Here is a 12,781-nt window from a genome sequence, read left to right as displayed (position 1 = left end):
TCATCTCGCCGCGAGACTGGCCAACAGAAAACCCTATGGCCGCACCTCGCCCGGTGGCGGACGAGGCAGGCAGGCGCTCAACCCGAGCGGCGGGTGCCACAGTTCCAGCAGGTATCGAAGGCCCCCTCCAGGGTTTCACCGCAGCCTGAACAGACCCAGTCGGGCCGCTCGCTGCCCCCTTCCAGGGACTCGCGGATCAGCGCCTCGGCGCGCTCGCGGTTATGGGGGGCGATCCAGACCTCGGGCTCGCACTCCCCCAGCGGCAGCTCTCCGGCGCCGCCGCCCAGGGTCATGTTGCGAAGCTCGGCGGGGATCCCCGCCGCGGCCAGCACATTGTGCAGATGGCTGACCAGCAGCGCATTGGAGTGGGCGAAGACACGGATATACCCGGCGGGCATGGCGCTCAGTCCCTGAATACCCGGACACCCAGGGCCTTGAGGTACGAGGTTTCCGGAATCGCCGGATGCACCGGGTGATCCGGCCCCTGGTGCCCCTGGAAGAGGATCTGGCCCTGGCGGTCCTGATGGCGCACCGCACCGCGCACCACGTCGATCAGTCGCTCCGGCGCCAGGTGCATCGAGCACGAGGCCGACAGCAGCAGGCCGTCGCGGCCGAGCAGGCGCATCGCCTCGCGGTTGAGCTTGGCGTAGGCACGCTCGCCGTTGGGAATGTCCTTGCGCTTCCTGATGAAGGCGGGCGGGTCGAGGATCACCACATCGAACTCCTCGCCCTCGGCCTTGAGCGCCGCCAGTACCTCGAAGGCATCGCCCTCGCCCACCGCCACCTGCTCGTGCAGGCCGTTGAGCGCGGCATTCTCGGCCACCCGCTCCAGGGCGGGACCGGAGGCATCGACGCAGAGCACCTCGGAGGCACCATTGGCGGCGGCCTGCACCCCCCACCCCCCCACGTAGCTGAACAGGTCGAGCACTCGCTTGCCGGCCACCAGGCCGTTGAGCCAGGCGCGGTTGACCCGGTGGTCATAGAACCAGCCGGTCTTCTGGCCGTCGAGCACGGGGGCGGCGAAGCGCACGCCATTCTCCTCCAGCAGTACCCGTTCGGGCAGTTCGCCCTTGACCACCTCGACGCCGAGCTCGAGGCCCTCCTGGCGGCGACCGCTGGTATCGTTGCGCAGCACCACCACCCGCGGCGACAGCACCTTGTCCAGCGCATCGAGCAACTCGGCGGCCACCGCCTGCATGCCCGCGGTGTTGAACTGGACGACGAGGACCTCGTCGTAGCGGTCGATCACCAGCCCCGGCAGCAGGTCGCCCTCGCCGTGCACCAGGCGATAGTAGGGCCTGGCGAAGAGCCGCTCACGCAGCGACAGCGCCTGATTGAGGCGGTGCACCAGCAACGAGCGATCGAGCCCCTGCTTCGGGTCACGGGAGACCATCCGCGCACAGATCAGCGAATGCGGATTGACATAGGCCACGCCCAGGGCCTTGCCGTTCGCGGCCTCCACCACCGCCTGCTCGCCGGCCTCGATATCCTTGAGCGGCGTGGCCTCGGTGTCGATCTCGTTGGAATAGAGCCAGAGGTGACCGGCCTTCAGGCGGCGGTCGGCGTGCTTCTTGAGGCGCAGGGTTCGGGTGAGGGTCATGGACTTGTCTCGTGGAGAAGAGATGGAGAAGAGGAAGTGGCGGTGATCTCACCGCGCGGTGCTATCAGGTCTGGCAGCTGCCACAGAACACGCTGGCCCGCTGGCCGAGGGTCACCAGGCGCAGCTCAGCGCCGCAGCGACGACAGGGCTGGCCGTCGCGGCCATAGACGTTGAGGCGCTGGGCAAAGTAGCCGGGCTCGCCGGTGCCGCCGACGAAGTCGCGCAGGGTGGTGCCGCCCTGGGTGATGGCGGCGGCCAGCACCTCGCGCACGGCCGCGGCAAGTGCATCGTAGCGCTCCCGGGAGATGCGGCCGGCGGCCCGGCGCGGGTCGATGCCGGCCAGGAACAGCGCCTCGGCGGCGTAGATGTTGCCGACCCCCACCACCACGGCGTTGTCCATCAGGAAGGGCTTCACCGCCAGCCGCCGCCCACGGGAGCGGGCGAACAGCCGCTCGCCGTCGAAGGCGTCGGAGAGCGGCTCCGGCCCCAGGCGGGCCAGCCGCGGGTCGCTCTCGTCGGTTCCGGCCAGCCAGTCGACGAACCCGAAGCGGCGCGGGTCGTGGTAACGCAGGATGGCCCCGTCGTCGAGCACCAGGTCGAGATGGTCGTGCTTCTTCGGCAGCTCGCCGAGCCGGGCGATGCGCAGGCTGCCGGACATGCCCAGGTGCCAGAGCAGGGTCGCCCCCATCCCGTCCGGCCCGGGCGACGAGAACGGCACCAGCAGGTACTTGGCGCGGCGGGAAAGCACGCCGATGCGCGCCCCGACCAGGCGCTCGACGAGATCCGCCGGCACCGGCACGCGCAGGCGCGACTGCCGCACGATCACCTCGGTGATCTCGCGGCCTTCCACATGGGGCGCGATACCGCGGCGGGTGGTCTCGACTTCGGGCAGTTCGGGCATCGGGTCTCTCGCTCCGCTCGGCCGCCGGTGGCCTCCACAAACGCCTGAACCCGGCTTAGTCAGCCGGGTTCAGAAGGACAGGCTTGAACACCTGCGGAAGACGACCAAGGCTTACTTGATCTTGGCTTCCTTGTACATCACGTGCTGGCGGACCACCGGATCGTACTTCTTGAACTCGAGCTTGTCCGGGGTGTTCCGCTTGTTCTTGTCGGTGGTGTAGTAGTGGCCGGTACCGGCGCTGGACACCAGCTTGATCTTGTCACGCATGACTGCTTGCTCCCTCGGTGGATCGCTTAGACGGCTTCGCCGCGCTTGCGGATGTCGCTGAGCACCGCCTCGATGCCCTTCTTGTCGATGATGCGCATGCCCTTGGAGGAGACGCGCAGCCTGACGAAGCGCTTCTCGGACTCCACCCAGAAACGGTGGCTGTGCAGGTTCGGCAAGAAACGACGGCGGGTCTTGCGCTGGGAGTGTGAAACGTTGTTACCAGTCACCGGGCGCTTGCCGGTAACCTGACATACTTTTGACATGGGAGCCTCCAACCGCTTGGCCAGGTAGTCAGTACCTGAGTGTTCAAAACCTGTCGGGCAAACCGGGACGTCCCCGTTTCATTTGACCCAAGGGAATTCAAAGGCTGCACTTTATAGCAGAATGCCCCCCCGCAAGCAAGAACCTTGCCTCGCTTCGCGCAATTCTCGTGAACTTGTCGGGCTTCTCCGGGGGCAAGGGTCGGCGAGGAGGCGCGTTAAATCCAGCCGCGCTCGGCGAAGGACACCACCTCGCCGTCGCCGACGACGAAATGGTCCAGCACGCGGATCTCGAACAACCCCAGCGCCTCGCGCAGCCGCTCGGTGATGCGCCGGTCGGCGTCGCTGGGCTCGGCGACACCGGACGGGTGGTTGTGGGCGAAGATCATGGCGCCGGCGCCGAGCTCCAGTGCCCGACGGGCCACCTCCCGGGGATAGACCGAGGCGCTGTCCAGGGTGCCGCGAAACAGCGACTCGAAGCGGATCACCCGGTGCTGGCTGTCGAGGAAGAGCGCGGCGAACTCCTCGTGGCCCAGGTGGCGCAGTTGCGCGGCGAGATAGGCCCGCACCAGCGACGGCGAGGTCAGGGCGTCGCCCCGGCCCAGCTGGCAGGCCAGGTGCCGCCGCGACAGCTCGAGGGTCGCCTGCAGCTGCACGAACTTGGCCATGCCCAGGCCATGCTCGGCGCAGAAGCGTTCGCGGTCGGCCTCGAGCAGCGGCCGCAGCCCGCCGAAGGCGCCGAGCAGGTCGCGGGCCAGGTCCACCGCCGAGCGCCCACGCACCCCGACCCGGAGGAAGATCGCCAGCAACTCGGCATCCGACAGCGCCTCGGGCCCCAGCGCCAGCAGTTTCTCCCGGGGGCGCTCGCCCTCCGGCCAGTCACGGATCGCCATTCTCGCCTCCCTGCAGGCCATTGTCTCCCTTGCGTCACGGTTCAGTGTAGCCGCTCGGCGACGCCGCCGCGGCTACGCAAGGCACCGCGCCGGTGGTAAGGTAGGCGACTGGATAGCCGCCCGGATCTCGTCCATGTCAACGCCGTCAGGCCCCCGGATCACCGGCCGCCAGCTCGCTGGCCGACGCATCCTGCTCGGCATCAGCGCCGGCATCGCCGCCTACAAGAGCGCCCAGCTCGCCCGCCTGCTGAAACAGGCGGGCTGCGAGGTGCGCGTGGTCATGACCGAGGGCGCCCAGGCCTTCATCACGCCGCTGACCCTGCAGGCGCTGACCGGCGAGCCGGTGCGCACCTCGCTGCTCGACCCGGAGGCCGAGGCCGGCATGGGCCATATCGAGCTGGCCCGCTGGGCCGAGCTCATTCTCATCGCCCCGGCCACCGCCGACCTGATGGCACGCCTGGCGCTTGGCATGGCGGACGACCTGCTGACCACCCTCTGCCTGGCCAGCGAGGCCGAGAAGGTGATGGCCCCGGCCATGAACCAGGCCATGTGGCGCCACCCGGCGACGGGGCGCAATGCCGCCCGGCTCGAGGCAGACGGCTGGCACCTGCTGGGGCCGGCCAGCGGCGACCAGGCCTGCGGCGACGTGGGCCCGGGGCGCATGCTGGAACCCGAGGAGATCATCGACGAGCTGCTGTCCATGGCACCCGAAGCCGCGCCGGCCATGGCGCCCGAAGCCGCGCCAGCCATGACGCCCGATGCCGCACCGACCGCAGGCGAGGCCGACGGCCTGACCATCACCATCACCGCCGGCCCCACCCGGGAGCCGCTCGACCCGGTGCGCTACCTCTCCAACCACAGCTCGGGCAAGATGGGCTACGCCCTGGCCGCCGCCGCGGCGCGCCTCGGCGCGACGGTACGACTGATCAGCGGCCCGGTGACCCTGCCCACCCCCGAGGGGGTCGAGCGTCTCGATGTGGAGACGGCCCGCGAGATGCACGATGCCGCCCAGCGGCTCGCCCCCGACAGCGACATCTTCATCGGCTGTGCCGCCGTGGCCGACTATCGCGCCGAGGCGCCGGCCGAGCACAAGATCAAGAAGCGCGAGGGCAAGGACGGCCTGACCCTCACCCTGGTCAAGAACCCCGACATCATCGCCGAGGTGGCGAGCCGCCGCCCGTCGAATGCGCCACGCCCGCTGGTGGTCGGCTTCGCCGCCGAGACCCGCGACCTCGAGGCCTATGCCCGGGACAAGCTGACCCGCAAGAAACTGGACATGATCGTCGCCAACGACGTCTCCCGGGCGGGCCTCGGCTTCGGCGCCGACGACAATGCCGCCCTGATCCTGTGGCGAGATGGCGACACCCTGGGCCGTGACGACCTCGCCCCCCAGCCCAAGTCACAACTCGCCATGGCCGTGATCCAGCGCGCCCTGGCCTGCCTGCAGGCGCCTCGACACCCCTGACACCCCCCGATTCCGCAAGGACTTCCGATGCCCGACACCGCCGAACGCCCGTCCGCCAAGCCTCGCCTGGCCGTCAAGCTGCTCGACCCGCGCCTGAGCGATTACCTGCCCCATTACGCCACCGAGGGCTCCGCCGGCATGGACCTGCGCGCCCTGCTCGACACGCCCCTGACCCTGGCCCCGGGCCAGTGCGAGCTGGTGCGCACCGGGCTCGCCATCCATATCGGCGACCCGGGGCTGGCCGGCATGATCCTGCCCCGCTCGGGGCTCGGCCACAAGCACGGCATCGTGCTCGGCAACCTGGTGGGGCTGATCGACTCCGACTACCAGGGCGAGCTGATGGTCTCGGTGTGGAACCGCGGCAGTGCCCCCTTCGTGCTCGAGCCCTTCGAACGACTGGCACAGTACGTGCTTGTTCCCGTGGTGCAGGCCGAACTGCGGGTCGTCGACGATTTCGCCGCCAGCGCCCGGGGCGAAGGCGGCTTCGGCAGTTCGGGAAGACACTGAGCCGTTCGGGCTCCAACGAGGGATTGATCAGATGACCCAAGAGACCAGACAGGCCGTACCCGCGTCGATTTTCCGCGCCTACGACATTCGCGGCATCGTCGATGACACCCTCACCGAGGCAGGCGTCGAGCTGATCGGCCGCGCGATCGGCAGCGAGGCCGCCGCCCGCGGCGAGTCCACCGTGGTCGTCGCCCGCGACGGGCGCCTCTCCGGGCCGCGCCTGCTGGCCGCCCTGACCCGCGGCCTGACCGCGAGCGGCCGCGACGTCATCGACATCGGCATGGTGCCCACCCCGGTCCTCTACTTCGCCACCCACGTGCTCGAGGGCACCGCCTCGGGGGTGATGGTCACCGGCAGCCACAACCCGCCGGACTACAACGGCTTCAAGATCGTGCTGGGCGGCGGGACCCTCTCCGGCGAGGCCATCACGGCTCTTTACCAGCGGATCGTGACCGGCGACCTGAGCGAGGGCGACGGCAGCGTGCGCCAGGAGGACGTGCGCGCCGCCTATCTGGAACGCATCCTCGGCGACGTGAAGCTGGAGCGGCCGCTCAAGGCGGTGGTCGACTGCGGCAACGGCGTGGCCGGCGAGCTGGGTCCGCAGTTGATCGAGAGGCTCGGCGCCGAGACGATCCCGCTGTTCGCCGAGATCGACGGCACCTTTCCCAACCACCATCCCGACCCGGGCAAGCCCGAGAACCTCCAGGACCTGATCCGCACCGTGCGGGAGACCGGCGCCGACATCGGCCTGGCCTTCGACGGCGACGGCGACCGCCTCGGCGTGATCACCCCGAGCGGCAAGCTGATCTACCCCGACCACCTGCTGATGGCCTTCGCCGAGGACATGCTCTCGCGCAACGCCGGCGCCCGGGTGATCTTCGACGTCAAGTGCACCGGCAACCTGACCCGGGTGATCGAGGAGGCCGGCGGCACCCCGGAGATGTGGCGCACCGGCCACTCGCTGATCAAGGCCCGCATGAAGGAGACCGGCGCCCTGCTGGCCGGCGAGATGAGCGGCCACATCTTCTTCCAGGAGCGCTGGTACGGCTTCGACGACGGCCTCTACGGCGCCGCCCGGCTGCTGGAGATCCTGTCGCGGCAGGCCAGCGATGCCGACACCTTCTTCGACCACTTCCCCCAGGACCTGAGCACCCCGGAGATCAACGTCACCGTCACCGACGAGACCAAGTTCGACCTGGTGGCCCGCCTGGCCCGGGAGGGCGACTTCGGCGACGAGGGCGTCAAGACGACCCTCGACGGCATCCGCGTCGACTACCCCGACGGCTGGGGCCTGTGCCGCGCCTCCAACACCACGCCGGTGCTGGTGCTGCGCTTCGAGGGCAAGAGCGAGGCAGCGCTGGACCGCATCCGCACCCGCTTCGCCGAGGCCCTCGCCCAGGTCGCCCCGGAGCTGGAGGTAACGCTCTAGGCAGCATCACGACCCACGGGGACGCGCCGGCGAGGCGCGACTCCACGAGACACGAGAAGGGACCCCGCATGACCGACAAGACCCGTGACCCGCGCCTGGTGGTGGAGGTGCTCTCCGAGGCGCTGCCCTACATCCAGCGCTTCTCCGGCAAGACCGTGGTGGTGAAGTACGGCGGCAACGCCATGACCGAGGACACCCTGATCGACTCCTTCGCCCGCAACATGGTGTTGATGAAGGAAGTCGGCATCAATCCGGTGGTGGTGCACGGCGGCGGGCCGCAGATCGGCGACCTGCTCAAGAAGCTCAATATCGAGTCGCGCTTCGTCAACGGCATGCGCGTCACCGATGCCGAGACCATGGACGTGGTCGAGATGGTGCTCGGCGGCCTGGTCAACAAGGGCATCGTCAACCTGATCAACCAGTGCGGCGGCAAGGCGATCGGCCTGACCGGCAAGGACGGCGCCCAGATCCGTGCCCGGAAGCTCAAGGTGGAGCACCAGACGCCGGAGATGACCGTGCCCGAGATCATCGACATCGGCCACGTCGGCGAGGTCGAACACATCTCCACCGACCTGATCGAGATGCTCGCCGAGCGCGACTTCATCCCGGTGATCGCGCCCATCGGCGTCGATGCCGAGGGCCACAGCTACAACATCAACGCCGACCTGGTGGCCGGCAAGGTGGCCGAGGCGCTCGGCGCCGAGAAGCTGATGCTGCTGACCAACGTGGCCGGCCTGATGAACGCCGAGGGCGAGGTGCTCACCGGCCTGAGCACCGCCCAGGTGGACGCCCTGATCGCCGACGGCACCATCCACGGCGGCATGCTGCCGAAGATCCGCTGCGCCCTGGACGCGGTGAAGGGCGGGGTACGCAGCGCCCACATCATCGACGGCCGGGTGCCCCACGCCACCCTGCTGGAGATCTTCACCAATGCCGGGGTCGGTACCCTGATCACCGATGCCGAGCGCGAGGAGACCATCGCCTGATCCCGGAACGGGGGCCCGTCACGGGTTTTGCACCGCGACGGGCCCGGGATTAGGATGGTGCGACCACATAAAAGAAAAGACCGATATGACGCAGGAAACCCCCACCCCCAGCCGCCGCGAGCAGATCCTCCAGGCGCTCGCGCTGATGCTGGAGGAAGACAGCGGCAAGCGCATCACCGTGGCCGCCCTGGCCCGCCAGGTCGGCGTCTCGGAGGCCGCCCTCTACCGCCACTTCCCCAGCAAGGCGCGCATGTTCGAGGGGCTCATCGAGTTCATCGAGGCGTCCCTGTTCGAACGCATCAGCCGCATCCTCGACCAGGAGCCCCACGCCGTCCCGCGCTGCGGCCAGGTCCTCGGTCTGCTGCTGGGCTTCGCCGAGAAGAACCCGGGGCTCTCCCGCCTGCTCGGCGGCGACGCCCTGACCGGCGAGACCGCCCGCCTGCGGCTGCGCATCCACCAGCTGTTCGAGCGACTCGAGACCCAGCTCAAGCAGATCCTGCGCGAGGCCGAGCTGCGCGAGGGGCGGCGCCCCACCCTGCCGGTCTCGGCGACGGCCAACCTGCTGCTGGCCCAGGCCGAAGGGCGCATCTCCCAGTACGTGCGCAGCGACTTCCGCCGCCGCCCCACCGAGCACTGGGACGAGCAGTGGACGCTGCTCTCGGCGCAACTGCTCAGGGAGGCGCCCCAGCTGGCCGGCGCCTGATCCCCGAACGCAAGGAGCCCCGGCAGTGCCGGGGCTCCTTCGCGGGGACCCTTGTGGCGGCGTGCGATCAGGCCGCCAGGGTATCGCCGATCTGCAGGCGAATCTTCTTCATGGCGTTCTTCTCGAGCTGGCGGATGCGCTCGGCGGAGACGCCGTAGACGTCGGCCAGCTCGTGCAGCGTGGCCTTGTGCTCGGAGAGCCAGCGACGCTGCAGGATGTCCCGGGAGCGCTCGTCGAGCTCCTCCAGGGCGTGCCGCAGGCGACGGGTGGCATCGCCCTCCCAGTCGCTGTCCTCGAGCTGGGTGGCCGGATCGGCGGCGGCATCGTCGAGGAAGTGCACGGGGGCCTGCCAGGCGGACTCATCGTCGTCGCCGGGCGAGGCATCGAAGCCGGCATCGTGGGCCGACAGGCGGCCCTCCATCTCGCGCACCACCTCGGGCTTGACGTCGAGATCGCGGGCGATGGCATCGACCTCGTCGTTGTTGAGCCAGGCCAGGCGCTTCTTGGCGCTGCGCAAGTTGAAGAACAGCTTGCGCTGGGCCTTGGTGGTGGCGATCTTGACGATACGCCAGTTGCGCAGCACGAACTCGTGAATCTCGGCCTTGATCCAGTGCACGGCGAAGGAGACCAGCCGTACGCCCTGGTTGGGGTCGAAGCGCTTGACCGCCTTCATCAGGCCGACGTTGCCCTCCTGGATCAGGTCCGCCTGGGGCAGGCCGTAGCCGGAATAGCTGCGGGCGATATGCACCACGAAGCGCAGGTGCGACAGCACCAGGCGACGCGCCGCCTCGAGGTCGCCCTCGTCGTGCAGGCGGAAGGCCAGCTCACGCTCCTCGTCGGCGGTCAGCATCGGAATGCCGTTGACCGCCTGGATATAGCCGTTGAGGTCATGTCCCGGGGAGAGGTGGCCCACCGGCAGAAGACTGGTGCTCATGTGCAGGTTGTCTCCTTCTCTAAGCCAGAGTCTTGGCCCAAGTATGATGTCTGGTATCGCTGCCTTTGATGGCAGAGGCCGGAGAATGTTCCGCCGATTCGACTGATCTCCAGCGAATATACGACTGGGTGACTGGCTCGGCAACCGTATCGCCTCCGCGGGACGAGGGACGGCGCCTCGTTGCGGCCGAGCCTCCGCTCTTCGCGCCCGCACCGCCGCCCTTTATCGCGGCCGCACCTCCGCGAGATGTCGGCTCACCGCGATCCAGGCACCCAACCAGCCCAGTAGTGTACTACAGACGAGCAGCATTGCCGAGCCGGAGCCCCCCAGCCGGGGAAGGCTGAAGCTGGCGCCGTAGCTGGCCGCGAGCGCCGAGACCGGGGCGGCGAGCCAGCCGCTGCCAAGCGTCAGCAAGCCCCAGGCGAGCAGCCCGCCCCCCAGGCCGTACCAGGCGCCGCTGTAGATGAAGGGCCGACGCACGAAGGCATGGGTGGCGCCGATCAGGGTCACCACCTCGATCTCCTGGCGGCGGCTCTCCACCGAGAGGCGAATGGTATTGCCCACCACCAGCAGCACCCCCAGGCCGAACAGCACCGCCAGCGCCAGGGCCACGCGCCGCCCCAGCTCGGCCAGGTGGCGCAGCCGCTCGATCCAGGCCAGGTCGAGACGCACCTCCTCGACACCGGCAACCGCCTCCAGCCGTTCGGCCAGTACCCGCACCGCCTCGGGGGTCGGGTCGACGGGGGTCACCACCACACTGGCCGGCAGGGGATTCTCCTCGAGCCGGCCCAGGGCATCGGCGAGCCCCAGCGCCTGCTGGAACTCGGCCATGCCCTCGGCGGCGGTGATCAGCCGGGTGCGCGTCACGCCCTCGTGGGCGGCCAGGGCCTCGTCGATGCGCGCCGCCTGGGCGTCCTCCACCCGGGGCTCGAGATAGACGGTCAGGGTCGCACTCTCCTCCAGCTCGGCATCGAGCAGCCGGGCGCTGTCCAGGGTCAGCCAGAGCGCGGCGGGCAGCACCAGGGCGATGGCGATGGCCAGCATGGTCAACAGGCTGCCGACGGGGCGGCGGATCAGGCGACGGGCGCTGTCCAGGCACATGGCACGGTGGTGGCGCGCCCAGCCACGCAGGCGGCTCGCTGAGCGCGTGCGACGGCTGCGGGCCCCCCGGGGGGGTGGCTCTGCCGGCCGGCGATTCATGCGGCCTCCTCGTCGGCGACCAGGCGGCCGTCGCGCAGGCGCAGCACCCGGTGGCGCAGGCGGGCGATCAGCGCCAGGTCGTGACTGGCGATCATCACCGTGGTGCCGATGCGGTTGAAGTCCTCGAACAGCGCCATGATATCGGCCGAGAGCTGGGGATCGAGGTTACCGGTGGGCTCGTCGGCGAGCAGCAGTGCCGGCTTGTTGACCACCGCCCGGGCGATGCCGACGCGCTGCTGCTCGCCGCCGGAGAGCTCGATGGGCAAGGCCTTCTCGCGGTGCAGCAGCCCCACCTTGTCCAGCGCCGCGCGCACGCGCCGCGCGCCCTCACGAGGCTCCACGCCCTGGATCTCCAGCGGCAGGGCCACGTTGTGGTAGATGGAACGATCGAAGAGCAACTGGTGGTCCTGGAAGACCACGCCGATCTGGCGCCGGTAGAAGGGCACCTGGGTGTGATGCAGCCGATCGATGTCGTGGCCGGCGACCAGCACCCGCCCCCGGGTTGGCCGCTCGAGCCGCATGATCAGGCGCAGCAGCGAGCTCTTGCCGGCCCCGGAGTGGCCGGTGAGGAAGACCATCTCGCCGCGGCGTACGCGAAAGTCGATGTTGGCGAGCGCCTCGAAGCGCCCCCCGTAGCGCTTGCCGACATGCTCGAAGGCGATCATTCGGAGGCGGCGTCCCGGTCGAAGAGGGCATCGACGAACTCGCTCGCCACGAAGGGGCGCAGGTCATCGAGCGACTCGCCGACCCCGATGAAACGGATCGGCGTACCGAGCTGCTTGGCCAGGGCGAAGATGATGCCGCCCTTGGCGGTGCCGTCGAGCTTGGTCAGGGTCACGCCGGTGATCGGCACCGCCTCGTTGAAGGTGCTGGCCTGGGACAGCGCGTTCTGGCCGGTGCCGGCGTCGAGCACCAGCATTACCTCGTGGGGCGCCGCGGCATCGAGCTTGCCCATCACCCGATGGACCTTCTTCAGCTCCTCCATCAGGTGTGACTTGTTGTGCAGGCGGCCGGCGGTATCGGCGATCAGCACGTCGACGCCCCGCGCCGTGGCCGCGGCCACGGCGTCATAGATCACCGAGGCGCTGTCGGCACCGGTGTGCTGGGCGATCACCGGCACGTCATTGCGCTCGCCCCAGACCTTGAGCTGCTCCACGGCGGCGGCGCGGAAGGTGTCGCCGGCGGCCAGCATCACGCTGCGACCCTCGCGCTGGAAGCGCTGGGTCAGCTTGCCGATGGTGGTGGTCTTGCCCACGCCGTTGACGCCCACCACCAGGATGACGAAGGGCCCTTCCCCCTTCGGCGGCAGCTCGAGGGGCCTGGCGACCGCCTCGAGCAGGGTCGCGAGTTCGTCCTGGAGCGCCCGGAAGAGCGCTTCGGGATCCTTGAGCTCCTTGCGCGAGACCCGCTCGGTGAGGCGGTCGATGATCTCGGTGGTGGCCTCGATGCCCACGTCCGCCATCAGCAGCTGGGTCTCGAGGTCCTCCATCAGCTCGTCGTCGATCTGCTTCTTGCCGAGGAAGAGCCCGGCGAGGCCGTCGGAGAGGTTGGCGCGGGTCTTGCCGAGCCCCGAGCGGATACGGGCGAACCAGCCCGCCTTCTCCCGCCGGCCGGCCTGGCCGGGTTTCTCCTGCAG

The 12,781-nt window shown here is 69.4% G+C and carries 15 protein-coding genes; 5 read left to right on the top strand and 10 right to left on the bottom strand.

The window, feature by feature from the left end:
- Positions 1-77: 77 nt before the first annotated feature.
- The 6 genes from C1H66_RS22140 to radC all read right to left on the bottom strand — a co-directional run bounded on the left by C1H66_RS22140 (position 78) and on the right by radC (position 3,921).
- The gene (locus tag C1H66_RS22140; protein WP_102630034.1) at positions 78-398 is read right to left on the bottom strand and encodes a putative signal transducing protein; all 321 of its coding nucleotides are present in this window, start codon (positions 396-398) and stop codon (positions 78-80) included.
- A gap of 5 nt (positions 399-403) precedes the next feature.
- Positions 404-1,600 (bottom strand): class I SAM-dependent rRNA methyltransferase, encoded by a 1,197-nt coding sequence (locus C1H66_RS22135; protein ID WP_102630033.1) that lies wholly within the window; start codon positions 1,598-1,600, stop codon positions 404-406.
- A 64-nt stretch (positions 1,601-1,664) separates the two neighbouring features.
- Entirely contained in the window at positions 1,665-2,501 is an 837-nt protein-coding gene (gene mutM, locus C1H66_RS22130; RefSeq protein WP_102630032.1) for a bifunctional DNA-formamidopyrimidine glycosylase/DNA-(apurinic or apyrimidinic site) lyase, read from the bottom strand.
- A 111-nt stretch (positions 2,502-2,612) separates the two neighbouring features.
- The gene (rpmG, locus tag C1H66_RS22125; protein WP_102630031.1) at positions 2,613-2,768 is read right to left on the bottom strand and encodes a 50S ribosomal protein L33; all 156 of its coding nucleotides are present in this window, start codon (positions 2,766-2,768) and stop codon (positions 2,613-2,615) included.
- A gap of 26 nt (positions 2,769-2,794) precedes the next feature.
- Entirely contained in the window at positions 2,795-3,031 is a 237-nt protein-coding gene (rpmB, locus tag C1H66_RS22120) for a 50S ribosomal protein L28 (protein WP_102630030.1), read from the bottom strand.
- 215 nt (positions 3,032-3,246) lie between these two features.
- Positions 3,247-3,921 carry a RadC family protein gene (radC, locus tag C1H66_RS22115; protein ID WP_102630029.1) on the bottom strand — a complete coding sequence of 225 codons (675 nt, stop codon included), beginning with the start codon at positions 3,919-3,921 and terminating at the stop codon, positions 3,247-3,249.
- A 133-nt stretch (positions 3,922-4,054) separates the two neighbouring features.
- On the opposite strand from radC, the gene coaBC reads away from it, so the two are divergent.
- From coaBC to slmA, 5 genes are all read left to right on the top strand, one after another.
- Positions 4,055-5,386, top strand: a complete 1,332-nt coding sequence (gene coaBC / locus C1H66_RS22110) for a bifunctional phosphopantothenoylcysteine decarboxylase/phosphopantothenate--cysteine ligase CoaBC (RefSeq protein ID WP_102630028.1) — start codon at positions 4,055-4,057, stop codon at positions 5,384-5,386.
- 27 nt (positions 5,387-5,413) lie between these two features.
- A complete protein-coding gene (gene dut, locus C1H66_RS22105) occupies positions 5,414-5,893 on the top strand; it encodes a dUTP diphosphatase (protein WP_102630027.1) in 480 nt (159 codons plus the stop codon).
- 31 nt (positions 5,894-5,924) lie between these two features.
- Positions 5,925-7,322 (top strand): phosphomannomutase/phosphoglucomutase, encoded by a 1,398-nt coding sequence (locus C1H66_RS22100; protein WP_102630026.1) that lies wholly within the window; start codon positions 5,925-5,927, stop codon positions 7,320-7,322.
- Between the two features lie 68 nt (positions 7,323-7,390).
- The gene (argB, locus tag C1H66_RS22095; protein ID WP_102630025.1) at positions 7,391-8,308 is read left to right on the top strand and encodes an acetylglutamate kinase; all 918 of its coding nucleotides are present in this window, start codon (positions 7,391-7,393) and stop codon (positions 8,306-8,308) included.
- Positions 8,309-8,393: 85 nt separating this feature from the next.
- Positions 8,394-9,011 carry a nucleoid occlusion factor SlmA gene (slmA, locus tag C1H66_RS22090; protein WP_102630024.1) on the top strand — a complete coding sequence of 206 codons (618 nt, stop codon included), beginning with the start codon at positions 8,394-8,396 and terminating at the stop codon, positions 9,009-9,011.
- A 67-nt stretch (positions 9,012-9,078) separates the two neighbouring features.
- Here slmA and rpoH read toward each other — a convergent pair whose 3' ends face one another.
- The 4 genes from rpoH to ftsY form a co-directional block, all read right to left on the bottom strand.
- Positions 9,079-9,945 (bottom strand): RNA polymerase sigma factor RpoH, encoded by an 867-nt coding sequence (gene rpoH, locus C1H66_RS22085; RefSeq protein WP_102630023.1) that lies wholly within the window; start codon positions 9,943-9,945, stop codon positions 9,079-9,081.
- Positions 9,946-10,167: 222 nt separating this feature from the next.
- Positions 10,168-11,145: a permease-like cell division protein FtsX gene (gene ftsX, locus C1H66_RS22080; protein WP_102630022.1), complete on the bottom strand. Its 978-nt coding sequence runs from the start codon at positions 11,143-11,145 to the stop codon at positions 10,168-10,170.
- Positions 11,142-11,810, bottom strand: a complete 669-nt coding sequence (gene ftsE, locus C1H66_RS22075; RefSeq protein WP_102630021.1) for a cell division ATP-binding protein FtsE — start codon at positions 11,808-11,810, stop codon at positions 11,142-11,144. Before ftsE ends, ftsX begins: the two co-directional genes overlap by 4 nt.
- Positions 11,807-12,781: signal recognition particle-docking protein FtsY (gene ftsY / locus C1H66_RS22070; protein WP_102630020.1), on the bottom strand; the 975-nt coding region annotated here is incomplete at its 5' end. The genes ftsY and ftsE, both read right to left, overlap by 4 nt.

The sequence above is a fragment of the Halomonas heilongjiangensis genome, assembly GCF_002879645.1.
GTDB lineage: Bacteria > Pseudomonadota > Gammaproteobacteria > Pseudomonadales > Halomonadaceae > Halomonas > Halomonas heilongjiangensis.
The sequence above is the reverse complement of the archived record's forward strand: the minus strand, read 5'-3'. Positions and strand labels throughout refer to the sequence as shown.

Excerpts from the sequence above, each read along its gene's own strand:
- rpoH (WP_102630023.1), bottom strand. The coding sequence starts at position 9,945 with ATGAGCACCAGTCTTCTGCCGGTGGGCCACCTCTCCCCGGGACATGAC.
- mutM (WP_102630032.1), bottom strand. The coding sequence starts at position 2,501 with ATGCCCGAACTGCCCGAAGTCGAGACCACCCGCCGCGGTATCGCGCCC.
- dut (WP_102630027.1), top strand. The coding sequence starts at position 5,414 with ATGCCCGACACCGCCGAACGCCCGTCCGCCAAGCCTCGCCTGGCCGTC.
- C1H66_RS22100 (WP_102630026.1), top strand. The coding sequence starts at position 5,925 with ATGACCCAAGAGACCAGACAGGCCGTACCCGCGTCGATTTTCCGCGCC.
- ftsE (WP_102630021.1), bottom strand. The coding sequence starts at position 11,810 with ATGATCGCCTTCGAGCATGTCGGCAAGCGCTACGGGGGGCGCTTCGAG.
- slmA (WP_102630024.1), top strand. The coding sequence starts at position 8,394 with ATGACGCAGGAAACCCCCACCCCCAGCCGCCGCGAGCAGATCCTCCAG.
- rpmG (WP_102630031.1), bottom strand. The coding sequence starts at position 2,768 with ATGCGTGACAAGATCAAGCTGGTGTCCAGCGCCGGTACCGGCCACTAC.
- C1H66_RS22140 (WP_102630034.1), bottom strand. The coding sequence starts at position 398 with ATGCCCGCCGGGTATATCCGTGTCTTCGCCCACTCCAATGCGCTGCTG.
- ftsX (WP_102630022.1), bottom strand. The coding sequence starts at position 11,145 with ATGAATCGCCGGCCGGCAGAGCCACCCCCCCGGGGGGCCCGCAGCCGT.
- radC (WP_102630029.1), bottom strand. The coding sequence starts at position 3,921 with ATGGCGATCCGTGACTGGCCGGAGGGCGAGCGCCCCCGGGAGAAACTG.
- rpmB (WP_102630030.1), bottom strand. The coding sequence starts at position 3,031 with ATGTCAAAAGTATGTCAGGTTACCGGCAAGCGCCCGGTGACTGGTAAC.
- argB (WP_102630025.1), top strand. The coding sequence starts at position 7,391 with ATGACCGACAAGACCCGTGACCCGCGCCTGGTGGTGGAGGTGCTCTCC.
- coaBC (WP_102630028.1), top strand. The coding sequence starts at position 4,055 with ATGTCAACGCCGTCAGGCCCCCGGATCACCGGCCGCCAGCTCGCTGGC.
- C1H66_RS22135 (WP_102630033.1), bottom strand. The coding sequence starts at position 1,600 with ATGACCCTCACCCGAACCCTGCGCCTCAAGAAGCACGCCGACCGCCGC.